A 17,222-nucleotide genomic window follows, 5' to 3' on the forward strand; every position below is an offset into this window, starting at 1 on the left:
TGGATTCTGCAATACAAGAATAGGTGGCAGAATTAGTCTACTGGTGCAATCACTCCTGCTTCACAAATACCGTCACATTGCTGCGACCACAGCCATCCGCAACCACTACTGTGTTCATTACAACCTGCCGCACTCTGACAAGAAAATATAATGGGGGGTAAATCTGGGTTTTGTGAATTGTATCTACTACAAAAATCTGAACTCTGGCTACATGAGCAATCCGGCTTAATGGCTACAGCTAGATATTCTTTCGTATTATTGTCATTCTTTTTAACATTTATATTTTTTTCTAAAATAACTATTGGTTGATTTGAAATATTATTGAATATTTCACTAAGTTGAATTGGTGTAAATGACTGTGTAACTTTATACTTCCAAATGTGAAAATTCTTATTATTTACTAAGGACCCTTCCGTTTCAAAAGCATGTGCATTAATAAAATTTATTGCCTCATGAATTAGTTCAATTTGATTTTTATCAAATTGATTGTTCTCTATGGCTAATTTCAAATTGGCCTGCCACACAAAAGCTTTTTCTTCGGGTGACATCATTAAGAAAGCGATTTTTTTCTCATTTCTATGTTCCATTTTTGCAATTGATTCGAATTTTCTGAAATTTGAATCATGTAAAATATTGTCGAACGTTTCTTTATTTGTTGTGCATGCACTTAATGCAAACAAAATAAAAATTGAATAGAGAAATGATGAAACTTTCATATGATTGATAAATTTTAATAAATATAAATTAGTGTATTCTATTAATTGAATATTAATTATTTATAGATATAATTGCATGTGCACTAACGATATAGAATCAGTGATTTGTTAAAAATTTTCAGCTGTTAAAAGAAATTCTTACCTGTAGATGTGATTCGTTCAGAGAGATATAAGTCAGCTATGCAAATCATAGATGTTTTAATTGCTGATGAAATGAAAGGTTATAGAGCTGTGCTTTAAGTTATATCGGCTTTTAGAGTTTGCCTCAATTAATGATATTTAATAGCTGAAAACGATGGAGGTTGCCCGACCTGGATTCGAACCAAGACAAACAGAACCAAAATCTGTCGTACTACCATTATACTATCGGGCAAAAGAACGAAGTGTTCATAAAATTAAAAGAGGTCGATAAAATCGACCTCTGAATGTTGCCCGACCTGGATTCGAACCAAGACAAACAGAACCAAAATCTGTCGTACTACCATTATACTATCGGGCAAAAGAACGAAGTGTTCATAAAATTAAAAGAGGTCGATAAAATCGACCTCTGAATGTTGCCCGACCTGGATTCGAACCAAGACAAACAGAACCAAAATCTGTCGTACTACCATTATACTATCGGGCATCCTTTCGTTGAATGGAGTGCAAAAATAATAGTTGATTTTATTTCCACCAAAAATTTCTTAAAAAATCTTTTTTCTAATTCTTTCAATGTGAGCGAATTAAAATTGGAAACAAGACTGCTATTGATTTACACCTATTTTACTTTCACTAAATAGTGGTTCTTTTTTCCTTTTTGAATTAACAGATATTGTTGATGCAGCAGCTGTTGCCGATCTACGGTATCACTGATCTGCTCAATTTTTTTACGATTAATGCTGATACCTCCGTTTTGAACCATTTTACGGGCTTCCCCTTTACTGGTGAAAATGCCTATTTCAGCTAAAAAGGTAACAATATCTACCGGCTGGCTTAATTTCGACGCCTCAATTTCAAATTTTTCGACTCCCTGCATATTCTCAAGATCATCGATGGATAGTGATTCTGCCGGCGCATTTTGTTGTGAGAAAAGTTTTTGGGTGGTTTCTATAGCTGCTTCATAAGCTGCTGCACTATGCACAAAAGTGGTTAATTCCTGCGCCAGTTTCTTTTGCAGTTTACGGGCACCCGGATCCTGTGCATGATCGGCCAGTAATTGTTCTATTTCTTCTTTTGGTAAGAAAGTGAAGATTTTAATCCATTTTTCAGCATCTGTGTCGGAGGCGTTCAGCCAGAATTGATAAAACTGAAAAGGAGTGGTTTTGGTATCATCTAACCAAACATTACCGCCTTCTGTTTTACCGAATTTACCACCGTCTGCTTTGGTAATCAACGGACAAGTAAAGGCAAAGGCAGTTCCGCCCATTTTACGGCGAATGAATTCAGTACCGGTAGTGATATTGCCCCACTGATCTGAACCACCCATTTGCATTTTACAATTTTTGGTTTGGTAGAGGTGATAAAAGTCATATCCCTGCATTAACTGATAAGCAAACTCTGTATAACTGATGCCGGTTTCACCTTCAATACGTTTGCGCACACTGTCTTTCGACATCATATAGTTCACCGTAATATGTTTACCTGCATCGCGCAGAAAATTGATAAAGCTGATATCTTTAAACCAGTCATAGTTATTAACCAGTTCTGCCGGATTAGGAAGGGAAGAGTCGAAATTTAAAAACTTGCTCAGTTGCTTTTTGATGCCTTCAACGTTGACCTGTAACTGTTGTTCAGTTAATAGGTTACGTTCCTGACTTTTTCCTGTTGGATCACCAATCATACCTGTTGCACCACCAACGAGTGCTAAGGGTTGATGTCCAGCACGTTGAAAATGAACTAATAATAAAATCGGAACCAAACTTCCTATATGAAGAGAATCGGCTGTAGGGTCGAAGCCGATATAAGCCGTGGTCATTTCTTTGTTAAGCTGTTCTTCTGTACCAGGCATAATATCTTGGATCATGCCCCTCCAACGCAGTTCTTCAATCAAGTTCATAGTAAGTGATTATCTTTAGTCTTAAATTACCGGGCAAAGGTAATAAATGCTCTTTGCTAAGAGCAATATTTTATTAAACAAAACCGTTTCAAATTACTGGTTTTTTCAATTAAATGAATCATTTTGCAACAAATTCAAAATCTTGTATTCTAAAATGACCTTCAAAAAGGGAGCTTTGCTCTTCGTCTTAGTAATCGGAATCCAAACTGTGAATGCCCAGTTTAGAGCTTATTCAAATGAATTTCTAAATATAGGTGCCGGAGCAAGAGGTTTATCGATGGCTGGGGCCCAAGTCGCCAGTGTGTCGGATGGAACCGCAGGATATTGGAACCCTGCCGGTTTATCTGCAGTCAAAGATCAGCCACAACTGAACCTGATGCACGCAGAATATTTTGCCGGCATTGGTAAATATGATTTTGCAAGTATAGTTATTCCTTCTACTAAAAAAAATCGTGTAATCGGACTGAGTTTATTACGTTTTGCAGTTGATGATATTCCTAATACAATCTTTCTGGTAGAAGCCGACGGTACTATAAACTTCAGTAATATACAAACATTCTCCTCTGCTGATTACGCATTTCTTTTCTCTTATTCCCAGGAAAAAAAGATCAACGAAAACAAAATCTTCCGTTATGGAGGAAATGCAAAAATTATTCATCGCTCAGCCGGTCAGTTTGCAAAAGCATGGGGATTCGGATTTGATGCCGGTGTTCAGTTGATTGGAAAAAAATGGAGAATAGGTGCTGTTGCCAGAGATGTCACTACCACCTTTAATGCATGGTCATTTAGTTTAACCGAAAGAATGCGTGAGGTTTTTTATGTCACTAATAATGAAGTGCCGGTAAAATCAACAGAGTTAACAGCTCCAAGATTAATTTTAGGAGGTGCTTATGAATTCGGATTGGGTGAAAACTTAAGTCTTCTTACCGAACTGAATGTGGATGTGAGTTTTGATGGTAGAAGAAATACGGTTATCGCCTCAGACTTCGCCAGTGTGGATCCGCGGATCGGAGTAGAACTCGGATGGAAAGACGCTTTCTTTGTTAGAGCCGGTATTAATAATTTTCAGAAAGCATTAGATGATAATGACGATACCAATACCGAAAAAGTATGGATCTATCAACCGGCAGTAGGAGCAGGATTTAAAATATCAAATGTACAAATTGATTACGCTTTTACCAATCTGGCGAATCAATCAAACCCTCTATATACGCACGTGTTTTCTTTGAAACTTGATTTGAAAAAGAAAAATTAATAGTTGTGACTAAAACGAACAATAAAGCTATTCCAAAACTTCTTTTTATAATACTTATATCTTTTTTTCAGAAAGATTTAAGTGCACAGGTATACAGGAATGAGTGGATTGATTATTCCCAGCCATATTATAAGTTCAAAATTGCAAACGATAGTCTTTTCAGAATATCTAAAGAAAAACTGGATGAACTGGGTTGGGGCAATGTTCCTGTAGAACATTTTCAATTATGGAGAAATGGTCAGATCGTTCCTTTTTATCCATCTGTGAGCAGTGGAGTGCTTCCCACAGCAGGTTATCTGGAATTCTGGGGTAAGAAGAATGATGGTATCACGGATGCTGCTCTATATGTTGAAGCAAATTTTCAGCATACCGATAAAGTGAGTATTATTACCGATAGCGCTACTTATTTTTTAAGTTATAACGCAAATGCTACCGGAAAAATTTATACAACGGAAGTGAACAATATCGCCGCGAACGTTTTGCCTGCAGAAACTTATTTCAGATACACCGCCGGAAATTATTACAAAGCTCAGTTACATCAGGGAAATGCAGAAAACCTGGGTGAATATGTGTACTCTTCAAGTTATGACAGGGGAGAATTCTGGAGTAGTGCTAATATGACCCCTTCAACAGCAGTGGCTACCCGCACATATAATTTTACTAACCTACGTTTTGTAAATACAACGAACAGACCTGTTTTAACTTTCGGCCTGGCCGGTTCCGCACCGAATACGCGTTCAGTAGAAGTAACGGCCGGTACTGACGTTGTTTTAAATACTACCATTGCCAATTTCGGTGATTATAAAACAAGCCTGGAAATTGAACCGACATTAATTACAGGCAATAATAACTTAGCGGTCGTTTTTAAGAATAATAGTACGATCAATTCAGATAGAATTGTAGTATCACACGTAGAGTTAACTTATGATCGTGATTTTAACTTTAATGGTCTTAGAAACTTTGAATTTTCCTTGGCTCCCAAAAATGAAGGGTATTATCTGGAGATCACTAACTTCACACATGCAAATGTAGCACCGGTATTATATGATATTACCAATGGAAAAAGATATGTAGGTAATATAGCAACAGCTTCTGTTGTTAAATTTGCCTTACCCGGCGATACAAAAACCAGAGATTTTGTTTTAGTAAACCAACAGGTTGCAAATACACGTACGGTGAATCATTTTACACCGGTAACGTTTATAAATTATAGTGAGGCGGCAAGACAGGGAAACTATATTATTATCAGTAATAAGATATTATATAACGGAAGTAACGGAAACAATCCGATTGCTGATTATGCTAACTACAGATCTTCCGGTGCAGGTGGAGGTTTTCAGGCAATTTATGTAGAACAGGAACAACTGATTGATCAATTTGGTTACGGAATTAAAAAACACCCTACAGCTATCAGAAATTTCGTGCAGTTTGCACAGAATACTTTTGTATCCAAACCAAAGAATTTTTTTATCATAGGTCGTGGAATTGAATACCGTTCTTATCGGTCGAATCAGAATCGTACAGATGTGGAATTATTAAATCTGGTACCGACTTTCGGTAATCCGGGATCTGATAACTTATTTAGTTCTACAAATTTAAAGGATGCTACTCCTGTAGTACCTATAGGAAGATTGTCGGTAGTACACGCCTACGAAATTGAACAATATTTAGAAAAGGTTAAGCAACACGAGAACCTGAAATTGACAGCGCTGAATACGATCGCTGATAAAGCATGGATGAAAAATATCGTAAATGTAACCGGTTCGAGTTCAGAGTTTCTGGGCAATCAGTTGTGTAATTACATGACGCATTATGGCTTCTCCTTAAACGGGCCGGCGTTCGGAGGAAATGTGCACCTGTTCTGTAAAACATCAGCCAGTGGTGGAGATCTGTTGAACTCGGAAAGAATTACACAGTTATTTGCAGAAGGGATTAATGTATTATCTTACTTTGGCCACTCTTCGGCTACCACGCTTGAGTTTAATATTGAATCACCGGAGAATTATAGTAATACCAACGGTAAATATCCGCTCTTTCTGGTAAATGGATGTAATGCAGGTAACTTCTTTACCTATTATCCAGCCAGAATGACAATTAATGAAACCCTGACAGAGAGTTTTGTTTTGGCAAAAGACAGGGGGGCGATCGGGTTTATTGCCAGCACCCACTACGGAGTCGTTTCTTACCTGAACGTTTACATGGAAAGTATGACTCAGAATATTACCAAACATTCCGATTCTCTGACCATAGGTGAACTTTTACAAAAATCATTGAAAGAATTATTGGTACAAACAGGACCCAATAGTTATCTGGGTCGTTTACACGTAGAGCAAATTACATTACACGGTGACCCGGCAGTAAAGTTATTTGCTGATAAAAAACCTGATTATGCGATTGAAGCTTCTTCCATAAGGGTAAATCCGAACCACATTTCAGTTTCAGAACTCAATTTTGAAATAGATGTAAAGGTTAATAATCTTGGAAAAGCAATTACCGATTCATTATTGGTAAAAGTAGAACAAATCTATCCGGATGGTACCACGGGTGTGCTGTTATTTGAAAAAATCAGGCCTGTTAATTATGCCGATTCATTTAAGGTGACAGCACCAATTGTTGCAACGCGTGATAAAGGCCTGAATAAAATTCGTGTCTACATCAATCCAGACAGGGATATTGATGAGATTGATTATAATAATAACTACATAGAGAAGGAAATTTACATTTTCGAAGACGGAATCAGTCCGGCATATCCTTATGAATATGCCATTGTAAATACACCTGATCAAAAATTATATGCCAGTACATCTAATCCGTTTAGTACTTTAAGATCGTACGTGGTGCAGATGGATACGACGGAGACCTTTAATTCGGGTTTGAAAGCGCAGAGAGTAGTTAGTTCAGTAGGTGGCCTGGTTGAAATCGATGCCTTAATGGGTTATCAGGATGGTAAAGTTTATTATTGGAGGGTGGCTGAAATTCCACCGAACAATGACACTTTATGGAGTAAAAGTTCATTCATTTATAAAAGCGGTGGCTCAAGCGGGTTTAATCAATCGCATTATTACCAGCACCTGAATTCACAAACCGATAAAATCGAATTAAGTAATAATAATGTATGGAACTTCGATATCCGTACCAACAATATTGCTATCAGAAATGGTGTGTTCCCTTCAGCGGCTTCTCAGGCGCAGGACTTTCTGGTGAATGTAAATGATGATATCACTGCCCGTAGTGTTTGCGGAACGGCGGGTATCTATTTTGTGGTGCTGGATCCTCTGACGTTAAAGCCGTGGGTGAACGGAAGTTCAGGAAGTACCGGTAAATATAATAGTGATAATGTTTGTGGTGTAGGAAGAGAAAACCAGTTTCAGTTTAACTATGCGGCTACTGCGCAGGATTCTGTGAAAAGAAGATATGCGATGGATTTTCTGGATATGATTCCTGACGGACATTATATAATCGTTAGAAATATCTTCGACTCTACTGCCGCTAAAAACATGTATTACGAGAATCTGAAAATGGATACATTGGTCTATGGTTCAAATAAATCTTTGTATCACAAATTATTGAGCTACGGCTTTAATGACCTCGATCAGATCAATTCAAGAAAAGCTTACATCTTTGTATTTAAGAAAAATAAAAATATGGAGTTTGCTCCAAGATGGGTAATCTCTGATTCTTATTTCGACAGAATCTCTTTAAATGTTCCTATTGAAGCACCGCATTCCAGCGGAACAATTGAAAGCCCGGTATTAGGCCCCGCCACTGCCTGGACAAATATCGAATGGCGTGGGCATCAGGTAAACAATGAAACTGCCGATAGCGTAAAACTCGAAGTCTATCTGATTGATAAAAACAATGTAAAAACAAAATATCAGACATTAGGGTTAGATCACCAGGATCTGGATATTTCAATGATAGATGCTGCTCAATATCCTTATATGCAGTTTAAGATGTTGAACAGTGATACGGCGAAAGTTACTCCTTATCAGTTAGAATACTGGAGGGTTATTTATAAGCCTTCTCCGGAAGGAGCTGTTGTTCCGAATATCAAATTTTTTGCAAAAGACACATTGGAAATCGGAGAGAGCATGCAGGTTCAACTGGCTTTCAAAAATATCAGCAAAGAAAGCTTTGATAGTTTAACGGCACGAATTACAGTGATTGATAATAACAACGTGAGCCATGTGATGCATCTCCCTAAATTCAAACCTTTGGTATCTGGAGATACGATTCTGCTAGACTATAGTTTTACCACCGAGCAATTAACAGGTAATAATACCATGTTGGTAGAAATCAATCCATCACCTTCACAACCTGAGCAGTACCTGTTCAATAACTTCATTTATCATGACTTTTATGTGAAAGGAGATCAGGTAAGCCCGGTGCTGGATGTTACATTTGACGGGGTTAGAATATTAAGTGGAGATATCATTTCTGCTAAACCGATGATTCAGATAAAACTAACCGACGATTCGAAGTTTTTATTACTGAATGATACTTCGTTGGTGTCGGTACAATTGAAGCATCCGAATGGTACTGTTAAACACTATTACTTTAATAATGGAGATACTTTGAGATTAGTACCGGCTACGAACATAGAAAACAATGAAGCAACTATAGAGTTTACGCCTTTCTTTACCGAACAGCTCAACGCCGAAGGTGATCAATATGAATTAATCGTAAGAGGAAGAGACAGAAGTGGTAACCGGGCAGGAATGATTGATTATCGAACTTCGTTTAAGGTGATTACCAAATCGATGATTTCTAATATGCTGAATTATCCGAATCCGTTCTCAACTTCTACGGCATTTGTATTTACACTTACGGGTAGCGAAGTACCTAAGAATTTCAAGATTCAGATATTGACGATCACCGGAAAAATAGTACGCGAAATTACCCGTGAGGAGTTAGGACCATTGCACATAGGCCGTAATATTACAGAATTTAAATGGGACGGTACCGATCAGTTCGGGCAAAAGCTGGCAAACGGTGTTTACCTGTACCGGGTGGTTACTTCTTTAAATGGAAATCGTCTTGAAAAATACAGATCTTCAGGAGAACAAACCGATCAGTTTTTTGTGAACGGTTATGGCAAGATGTATATCATGCGCTAATAAGTTAAGAGTTGAGAATTAATTATTAATTATTAATTTTTTTGAGGCCAATTACTGTAGTTACGATGAGCAGAGGAATAAGCGGCAATATAAACCGGTTCATCCAGTCGTCGCAGGTGAGCATTACACTAAAAGTGAAAAGTATTGCACTCATCAGTACGATCTGCACCAATATGTTTTTTCTTACAAACCTTAAAGAAATCAGACTTCCCAGAAAAAGCGGATAGAACCATAGCATATGTAAAATGTTATGATCAGCAGAATAGAAATCTCTTGTAGTGCTCCAGAAAGATGCTGCCCGTTGAAGCATCAGTTGAAACATTGCTTTCGGTTGTTGTTGAAAAACGTCGAAAAAGATACCAATTCCCTGGTAATTCTGTTTCTCCACCGGAAGATTTCCTGTAGGAACACCGCATAGAATATGTTTTTCTTCAAATGGTAACCAGAAGTCGAGCTCACCGCCGCCCTGCATTATCTTGTTAACAACAAATAATGTTACCAACGAGCCCGCTATTAATAAAATGCCGGCGGGCAGAAACCTTCTTTCTTTGAAGAAAATCAGTACAAACCATATCAATGTAATCACACAAAAATAAATACCGGTGGGCCTGGTAAATAAAAGTAGTGCAGACAGCAAAATGACCGGTAATGTTTTCCGGTAGTTGTTTTCAGAAAAGATAATAGCTGCTATCCAACAAGTACTCAGGCTGATGAACAGACTTTCTGTATATAAATAGGTGTTAAACTGCTGTAGTGGAAATAAAGTACAGAGGTATAAACAAGAAATAAAGGGTAACCAGGAATGTCTGGTAAGTTTAGTAAGTGCTTTATAGAATAGTAAAATACCGGCAAGATTGAGCAGGCTTTGAAAAAGATACACTCCAATGGTTTCAAACCCTATCAGGCGGAAAAAGATATGAATGAATATATAAGTAGAATAAAACCAGTATTTGGGAGAGGAGAACGTTCCCTGATACAGAAAATTTTCCGCCTCTCTGAAATATTTTATACTTTCTCCTTCCAATGTTAATCCGTATCTCTTAAAAAGTAAAAACTGCATGGTAGTCCATACGAGCAGTATTACCCAAAGCTGGATAAGGGATTGTTTGTTTTTAAAGAGGGTTGTTTTAATCAATTGGATCGGTTTACAATCGTTTTATTTTAAACTGTTCATTCTTTGTAAATATTTTCCGACAATATCAAACTCTAGATTAACCAGATGACCTTTCAGGAGTTGGTGCATATTGGTGTATTGGAAAGTATATGGAATGATAGCTATCGTAAAAGTATTTCTGGTAACATTGAAGCAGGTGAGGCTGATTCCGTTAACGGAAATGGATCCTTTTTCAATTACCAGGTGGGCAAATTGATCAGGAAAACTGATAGTATATTCGGTGCTGCCGTTTTTGGGGAGGATGCTTTCGCATTTGCCGATTCCGTCTACATGCCCCTGAACAATGTGGCCGTCAAGCAGTGAATCAGGGCGCAGGCAACGTTCCAGGTTAACGACGGTACCTGTTTTCCAGCTGTTCAGATTGGTTACACGTAACGTTTCGTCGATGGCGGTAACCCGGTGGATCTGTGGTGCCAGGGCATCAACCGTTAAGCAAACCCCGCTGTGCGATACGCTCTGATCGATTTTGAGCTCGTTGCTGATTTCGCTATAAATCCAGTAGGACTTGTTCGAACCATTCTGCTCAACTTCAATAACTTCTCCTAAATTTTCGATAATTCCTGTAAACATGCCCCAAATGTCGTAAAAAAATAAAAAAAATCCTTGCATTTTAGAAAGAAATACTATCTTTGCCACCCTAATAAAAAGCATTAAAAGGAGGTATATTAACATGCTAATTATTGATTCTAAAGATTGTGAAAATATTGACAAGGCCCTCAAAAAGTATAAAAAGAAATTTGAGAAAGCGAAAATCTTAATTCAATTAAGAGAACGTCAATCTTACACGAAGCCTTCTATTACTCGCAGAGCGCAGAAATTGAAAGCGATTTACAAACAAAAGTTAGAAAGCGGTCAGCTTTAGTCTTTTGTTTAAAAAAGATATACAAGGGTAGTTATAAAGTTTTTAACTTTGTATCTACCTTTTTGTATTTATTGTATGTTTCAAATTCAGGAAATCCCCAGCATACAGGCTTTTATACGTTTTCTCCAGTTTGAGAAGCGTTATTCTCCGCATACGGTGCGCTCTTACTCCGATGATTTACAGCAATTTGTTGACTATCTGATTATTGAAATGGGGTATACTCATTTTGATCCTGCACAGGTACGCAGTATTGAAGTGCGTAACTGGTTAGTTTATCTGAGGGGTGAAGACGCGGGTGCGCGTACTTTACACCGGAAAATCAGCACGTTAAAGTCGTATTATAAATTTATGCTTCGTCAGCAACTGGTGAAAGAAACGCCGATGGTGGGTATTGTAGCGCCAAAAATTCCTAAACGTCTTCCTGTATTTGCAAAAGAAGGGGAGATGAACCGGGTATTGGAAGAGCGGGGGGAGGATTTTATGAGTAAAACGGCGCATTTGCTGGTGAATATACTTTACGCAACGGGGATGCGTTCGTCGGAAGTGCAGGGGTTAAAGGAGTCGCAGGTTGACTTTTCGAATAAAATCATCCGGGTGTACGGGAAGGGGGGGAAGGAGCGGATATTGCCGATGACAGAAAAGATTGCCGGTTTAATAAAGAATTATATATCAGATAAGACAGGGCTGGAGGTAGCGGTGAACCGTGAGAAGTTGCTGGTGAAAGAAAACGGGAAGCCGATTGCGCAGAAAGATGTATATGCGGCGGCAAAAGCTGCATTAGGGGAAGCAATGGGGTTGGAGAAGCGTTCACCGCACGTATTGCGTCATACATTTGCCACACATTTATTGAATCAGGGAGCAGATCTGAATGCGGTAAAAGAGTTGCTGGGGCATAGTAGCCTGGCGGCAACACAAGTGTACACGCACAATACGATTGATAAGTTGAAGGAGGTGCATAAAAAGGCACATCCGCGCGGATAATTTTAACAGTAAATTTTGGCTGAATCATTTGGAAAATTGTGTTTTTTGACTTAATTTAAAGTAGAAACAAAAAACAAATTTGCCTATGTAAAAGTGAAATGAAAATTCCGGGTTTAAATTATTTTTTTACTGTTAAAAATGCGATGAATTATGAACGTTAATATACAAGCCGTGCGCTTTAGTGCAGATCAGAAATTAGTGGATTATGTACAGAAGAAGATAGGAAAGCTGAATACTTTTCATGACAGGATCACTCAGATAGATGTCTTTTTGAAACTGGATAATGTAGTTCACACGATTAAAGATAAAGTCGCCGAAATTAGGGTTCAGGTACCGAGACAACAATTTTTTGTAAAGGTATCATCAAAAAGTTTTGAAGAAAGTTTTGACAGTGCAATGGATTCGGTGGTGAATCAGATTAAACGTAAAAAAGAAAAATTATCAGCATAAAGGCTAAATGTCTCCCCCCGGCGCAGCTGGGGGGAGATTTTTTTTATAAAAAATATATCGGTTATAGGTTATAGTTATGTATTTGATAGAAGTCAAAATAGGATTGAATTTGAAGGCTTTAAGCCAGTCTGAAAAAGATAAAAGGGGGCGGTGGCGGAATAAAAAAAAGTAAAAAACTTGAAGGAAATATTTTTTTATGATCGAAAAATGTATGTTTTTTGCGAAAGTTTTTTGAAAGGCGGGTAAATGAATGAGTTAGGTTCGGATTGAGTTTCAAATTGTTAAGGAAAAAAAATCCGAAAAAAAAATTGAGAAAAATTTGTTGGAATTAACAAAATGATATTACCTTTGCCATCCCAAATTAAACGGAACGGTTCGGAAGTTTGGGTAGATCTTTAAAAATAAGCCACTTTAGCTCAGTTGGTAGAGCAACTGATTTGTAATCAGTAGGTCGTTGGTTCGAATCCGATAAGTGGCTCATTAAGATTGGTTAAGCGTGACCAATTTTGGGGGCAGGTTCCAGAGCGGCCAAATGGGGCGGACTGTAAATCCGCTGTCTTTCGACTTCAGAGGTTCGAATCCTCTCCTGCCCACAGAAACCCTATAAAGGGGTCAGGGATTGAAAATTCCTGAAAGGAACGATACCACCTTTGCGGCGCTTTGGTGGACAAGCGGGAGTAGCTCATTTGGTAGAGCGATAGCCTTCCAAGCTATAGGTGGCGAGTTCGAGCCTCGTCTCCCGCTCAAAAAAGTTCTGGGTTATTGTACTGGTTGATAAGGTAACGAATCAGCTTAGAACTCACAGACTTTACCAGCCGTTGTAGCTCAGTGGTAGAGCACTTCCTTGGTAAGGAAGAGGTCGTGAGTTCAATTCTCATCAACGGCTCAGAATTATAATTTCGATGTGATGAGGTGCAACTCTAAGACTGTAAGAATCATTTTTGCAGGGAATAGGGTAGCGCTCATCTAAAACTAGTTCTTTACCACTCTGAGGAGTATTTCAGGAGGCACCGTGAGTTTCGAGTGAGCGCAAGGTATCCTGCTGAAAGGAAGACGCGCAGATGCAGTGTGCGACGCAACGGCAGCTGAAAAGCAGACCGGCAGCACGCTACCATATAAAACTCACGCAACTTACAAAAAGAGATAGGGTGTGTGGGAGGAAGTTAAACAAATTTAAAACCGCAACTAAAAACAGATAACGATGTCAAAAGAGACCTTTAAGAGGGATAAACCTCACCTTAACGTTGGTACCATTGGCCACATTGACCATGGTAAAACCACTTTGACTGCTGCAATTACTACCATCCTTTCAGCTAAAGGATTCGCGCAGGCAAGAAAATATGATGAAATTGATGCTGCTCCTGAAGAAAAGGAGAGAGGTATTACCATTAACACTGCCCACGTTGAGTATCAAACCGATAATCGTCACTATGCGCACGTTGACTGTCCTGGTCACGCTGACTATGTGAAAAACATGATTACTGGTGCTGCTCAGATGGACGGAGCTATCTTAGTTGTGGCTGCAACCGACGGTCCTATGCCGCAAACTAAAGAGCACATCCTTTTGGCTCGTCAGGTAGGTGTACCTCGTATGGTTGTTTTCATGAACAAAGTTGACTTAGTAGATGACCCTGAGTTATTAGAATTAGTTGAAATGGAGATCCGTGACTTATTGAGCTTCTACGGTTTCGATGGTGACAATACTCCTATCATCAAAGGTTCTGCTACAGGTGCATTAGCTGGTGACGAAAAATGGGTTAAAGCAGTAGAAGAATTAATGACTGCTGTTGACGAATATATTCCATTACCTCCTCGTCCGGTTGATCAGGCTTTCCTGATGTCTGTTGAGGATGTATTCTCTATCACTGGTCGCGGTACTGTTGCTACTGGTCGTATCGAAAGAGGCCGTATCAAAGTTGGTGAAGGTGTTGAGATCGTAGGTTTAATGGAAAAACCTTTAACTTCTACTGTAACAGGTGTGGAAATGTTCCGCAAATTGTTAGATGAAGGTGAAGCTGGTGATAACGCAGGTTTATTATTACGCGGTATCGATAAAAAAGATATCCGTCGTGGTATGGTAATCGTAAAACCTGGTTCTATCACTCCTCACACTGAATTCAAAGGAGAAGTTTACGTATTATCTAAAGAAGAAGGTGGTCGTCACACTCCATTCTTCAACAAATACCGTCCTCAGTTCTATTTCCGTACAACTGACGTAACTGGTGAATGTACTTTACCAGAAGGAACTGAAATGGTTATGCCTGGCGATAATACTTCATTAACTGTTAAATTGATCCAACCGATCGCGATGGAGAAAGGTCTTAAATTCGCTATCCGTGAAGGTGGTAGAACAGTTGGTGCTGGTCAGGTTACTGAAATCGTTAAATAATCTTCAGTAAGATCACATTATATAAAAGCCATTAGTGTAAGCAAAACTTTGCTAATGGCTTTTTATACGGGCATAGTTCAACGGTAGAATAGAGGTCTCCAAAACCTTCGATCTGGGTTCGAATCCTAGTGCCCGTGCTAACAAAACATAGGTAAAGTATTAAAGAATTAGCAGAATTTTCGTATTTTTGAAACTACGCTAATTCTTTCTTTTTTTCCTAGAAAATACATTTTCATATGAGCAAAGTTGCCAACTATTTTAAGAATTCATGGCAAGAATTGACTGAGAAAGTAACCTGGCCTAACTGGAACCAATTACAACAATCAACTGTAATTGTTCTTATCGGTACTATTATTATTACCTTATTGGTATGGGTGCTGGACTTAATTTCTCAAACTGTTCTTAATTTCATCTACTCCATATAATATAAAATGGAAAATCAAACTAATCAACAGGAAACTAAATGGTATGTGTTGCGCGTGGTCAGTGGTAAAGAGCGCAAAGTGAAAGAGTATCTCGATAAAGAGATTTCTCGTAGCGGTTGGAGTGACTATGTTAAACAAGTATTTCTCCCTGTAGAGAAAGTTTATAAAGTGCAGAATGGTAAGAAGGTAATGCGCGAGCGCAACTATTATCCGGGTTATGTAATGATTGAGGTAGTTGATGGAAAATTATCTGATGACATTAAAGATACCATCAGCGGTACTACTAACGTCATTCACTTCCTGGGTAAAGAAAATCCGATCGCTCTTCGTAAAGCCGAAGTAAATAAAATGCTCGGTAAGATCGACGAAATGACAGAAACTTCAGGTGTTACTATGAGTGAACCATTTATCGTTGGTGAAACCATTAAGATTATTGAAGGCCCTTTCAACGATTTCAACGGTATTATCGAAGAAGTAAACGACGAAAAGAAAAAATTGAAAGTAACAGTAAAAATCTTTGGTCGCTCAACACCGGTAGAACTGAACTACATGCAAGTAGAAAAAATCGTTTAACCGATTTCAAATATTTAAAAAGCCTAAGCATATCGCTTAGGCTTTTTTGTTGATGCTTTAGTTGTCTTTTCTGCTGCAACACTTCCACTGTTCATTTTTAATTATCCATTTTCAATTCTTCATTTCTCTTAGTTTTCTTCTCTCAACTCATCTAAAATTTCTCTTAATTGTTTGGCATATTTCCCATAGTAGTACTTTGTCCACCCCAATATTGCCACTATAAACAGTAAGCTGATCAGTAAAGTGCCAATAATTAAATAATACTTTGTGTTTTGTGAAAGTGAGGAAAAGCCTTTTCCTTCCTCCATTAAGCGGCTGTATAAATAGGTGCCCAACCAGGTTAATACGAATGGTAGTAAGAGAAAACCAAATGAATGATAACGTTCTATATTGAGCCTGAACTCATAATATATTTCTGTTAAACTGTCCTTTGTATCCGCTGTATAGTGATTGATCTGCACATAAAAGTTTCGGAACAAATTGAAATAATATCCTGATATCACTACCAGCATTGCATAAGCAACATAATAGATCACATATAAAGAAGAATGAATATCATATAACTGTGGTACTAAACCTAAGAATAAAATTGCGAATAACTGTATATACCACTCATTTTTCATTTTTCGTTTTAACGAGTCTAACGGGTGCTGTGCTTTTTTGAGCTGTTCTATTTTTGACGGCACCCGTACATCGTCTGTTTTTTCTGCATTCCACGCAGATTTTAAGTTATCAAGATTCATAACCAGTTTTTTTTATAATGTTTTGTAATTTTTCTTTTGTTCTGTTCAACTTTACCCGGGCATTACCTTCACTGATACCGAGCTGCAAACCGATGGTTTGATGAGAAAGTCCTTCCATATAGTAAAATATCAAAGCTTTTTCTACTGCGGTTAATTGATGAACTGCGCGGTAAAAAATTTCAAGTTGACGGTCTTTTTCACCATCATAATTTTCGCTTTCGGGTTCTTTTACCTGATCGTAGGAGATTACATCATTTCTGCGTTTTTCTTTTTTGAAAAAAGAAATAGCAGTGTTGATCGCTACCCGGTACATCCAGGAAGAAAATTCGCTTTCTCCTTTGAAGTTGCCGAATGACTTCCATAGCTGGATAATAATTTCCTGATGTAAGTCTTCACGGTCTTCGGGTGTATCAATATACAGCTTTGCTACTTTGTGCAGAATGCCTTTGTGTGCTTCTACGAGTGTCAGAAATCTTTGTTCTGTTGAGTGTTCCACTTCTTT

14 protein-coding genes and 8 tRNA genes are annotated in these 17,222 nt (G+C 38.2%); 13 read left to right on the forward strand and 9 right to left on the reverse strand.

Going from position 1 to position 17,222, the window contains the following annotated elements; genetic code table 11:
• Window positions 1-32 precede the first annotated feature (32 nt).
• From D9O48_RS13750 to tyrS, 5 genes are all read right to left on the reverse strand, one after another.
• Window positions 33-716 (reverse strand): bacteriocin fulvocin C-related protein, encoded by a 684-nt coding sequence (locus D9O48_RS13750; protein ID WP_126973560.1) that lies wholly within the window; start codon window positions 714-716, stop codon window positions 33-35.
• A 302-nt stretch (window positions 717-1,018) separates the two neighbouring features.
• Window positions 1,019-1,089: transfer RNA gene (locus tag D9O48_RS13755), tRNA-Gln, on the reverse strand.
• A gap of 55 nt (window positions 1,090-1,144) precedes the next feature.
• Window positions 1,145-1,215, reverse strand: a tRNA-Gln gene (locus D9O48_RS13760).
• Window positions 1,216-1,270: 55 nt separating this feature from the next.
• Window positions 1,271-1,341, reverse strand: a tRNA-Gln gene (locus tag D9O48_RS13765).
• A gap of 132 nt (window positions 1,342-1,473) precedes the next feature.
• On the reverse strand, window positions 1,474-2,751 hold the full coding sequence (tyrS, locus tag D9O48_RS13770; RefSeq protein ID WP_126973561.1) for a tyrosine--tRNA ligase: 1,278 nt from the start codon (window positions 2,749-2,751) through the stop codon (window positions 1,474-1,476).
• Window positions 2,752-2,905: 154 nt separating this feature from the next.
• Here tyrS and D9O48_RS13775 point away from each other — a divergent pair, with 154 nt between their 5' ends.
• Window positions 2,906-4,006, forward strand: coding sequence for a putative type IX sorting system protein PorV2 (locus D9O48_RS13775; protein ID WP_126973562.1), 1,101 nt, complete (start codon window positions 2,906-2,908; stop codon window positions 4,004-4,006).
• Window positions 4,007-4,011: 5 nt separating this feature from the next.
• Window positions 4,012-9,123: a putative type IX secretion system sortase PorU2 gene (gene porU2, locus D9O48_RS13780; protein ID WP_126973563.1), complete on the forward strand. Its 5,112-nt coding sequence runs from the start codon at window positions 4,012-4,014 to the stop codon at window positions 9,121-9,123.
• 25 nt (window positions 9,124-9,148) lie between these two features.
• Here the strand turns inward: porU2 and D9O48_RS13785 are convergent, their stop codons facing one another.
• Both D9O48_RS13785 and D9O48_RS13790 read right to left on the reverse strand, forming a co-directional pair.
• Window positions 9,149-10,258 carry a glycosyltransferase family 39 protein gene (locus D9O48_RS13785; RefSeq protein ID WP_126973564.1) on the reverse strand — a complete coding sequence of 370 codons (1,110 nt, stop codon included), beginning with the start codon at window positions 10,256-10,258 and terminating at the stop codon, window positions 9,149-9,151.
• A 21-nt stretch (window positions 10,259-10,279) separates the two neighbouring features.
• On the reverse strand, window positions 10,280-10,867 hold the full coding sequence (locus D9O48_RS13790; RefSeq protein ID WP_126973565.1) for a riboflavin synthase: 588 nt from the start codon (window positions 10,865-10,867) through the stop codon (window positions 10,280-10,282).
• 100 nt (window positions 10,868-10,967) lie between these two features.
• Between D9O48_RS13790 and rpsU the strand changes: the two genes are divergently transcribed.
• The 11 genes from rpsU to nusG all read left to right on the forward strand — a co-directional run bounded on the left by rpsU (window position 10,968) and on the right by nusG (window position 15,977).
• Window positions 10,968-11,159: a 30S ribosomal protein S21 gene (gene rpsU / locus D9O48_RS13795; protein ID WP_126973566.1), complete on the forward strand. Its 192-nt coding sequence runs from the start codon at window positions 10,968-10,970 to the stop codon at window positions 11,157-11,159.
• A gap of 75 nt (window positions 11,160-11,234) precedes the next feature.
• Window positions 11,235-12,140, forward strand: a complete 906-nt coding sequence (locus tag D9O48_RS13800; RefSeq protein ID WP_126973567.1) for a tyrosine-type recombinase/integrase — start codon at window positions 11,235-11,237, stop codon at window positions 12,138-12,140.
• 150 nt (window positions 12,141-12,290) lie between these two features.
• Window positions 12,291-12,590 carry an HPF/RaiA family ribosome-associated protein gene (locus D9O48_RS13805; RefSeq protein WP_126973568.1) on the forward strand — a complete coding sequence of 100 codons (300 nt, stop codon included), beginning with the start codon at window positions 12,291-12,293 and terminating at the stop codon, window positions 12,588-12,590.
• Between the two features lie 405 nt (window positions 12,591-12,995).
• Window positions 12,996-13,068: transfer RNA gene (locus D9O48_RS13810), tRNA-Thr, on the forward strand.
• 32 nt (window positions 13,069-13,100) lie between these two features.
• Window positions 13,101-13,183: transfer RNA gene (locus tag D9O48_RS13815), tRNA-Tyr, on the forward strand.
• Window positions 13,184-13,261: 78 nt separating this feature from the next.
• Window positions 13,262-13,334: transfer RNA gene (locus D9O48_RS13820), tRNA-Gly, on the forward strand.
• Window positions 13,335-13,404: 70 nt separating this feature from the next.
• Window positions 13,405-13,476 (forward strand) — tRNA-Thr (locus D9O48_RS13825).
• A 315-nt stretch (window positions 13,477-13,791) separates the two neighbouring features.
• A complete protein-coding gene (tuf, locus tag D9O48_RS13830; RefSeq protein ID WP_126973569.1) occupies window positions 13,792-14,979 on the forward strand; it encodes an elongation factor Tu in 1,188 nt (395 codons plus the stop codon).
• A 66-nt stretch (window positions 14,980-15,045) separates the two neighbouring features.
• A tRNA-Trp gene (locus tag D9O48_RS13835) sits at window positions 15,046-15,116 on the forward strand.
• A 99-nt stretch (window positions 15,117-15,215) separates the two neighbouring features.
• Complete coding sequence (gene secE, locus D9O48_RS13840; protein ID WP_126973570.1) at window positions 15,216-15,404, forward strand: preprotein translocase subunit SecE; 189 nt, start codon at window positions 15,216-15,218, stop codon at window positions 15,402-15,404.
• A 6-nt stretch (window positions 15,405-15,410) separates the two neighbouring features.
• Window positions 15,411-15,977 (forward strand): transcription termination/antitermination protein NusG, encoded by a 567-nt coding sequence (gene nusG / locus D9O48_RS13845; protein WP_126973571.1) that lies wholly within the window; start codon window positions 15,411-15,413, stop codon window positions 15,975-15,977.
• A gap of 128 nt (window positions 15,978-16,105) precedes the next feature.
• Here the strand turns inward: nusG and D9O48_RS13850 are convergent, their stop codons facing one another.
• Both D9O48_RS13850 and D9O48_RS13855 read right to left on the reverse strand, forming a co-directional pair.
• A complete protein-coding gene (locus D9O48_RS13850; protein WP_126973572.1) occupies window positions 16,106-16,720 on the reverse strand; it encodes a hypothetical protein in 615 nt (204 codons plus the stop codon).
• Window positions 16,710-17,216, reverse strand: a complete 507-nt coding sequence (locus tag D9O48_RS13855; RefSeq protein WP_126973573.1) for an RNA polymerase sigma factor — start codon at window positions 17,214-17,216, stop codon at window positions 16,710-16,712. Before D9O48_RS13855 ends, D9O48_RS13850 begins: the two co-directional genes overlap by 11 nt.
• Window positions 17,217-17,222: the final 6 nt, after the last annotated feature.

This window comes from Gynurincola endophyticus (genome assembly GCF_003991195.1).
In the GTDB taxonomy this organism is placed as follows: Bacteria; Bacteroidota; Bacteroidia; order Chitinophagales; family Chitinophagaceae; genus Gynurincola; species Gynurincola endophyticus.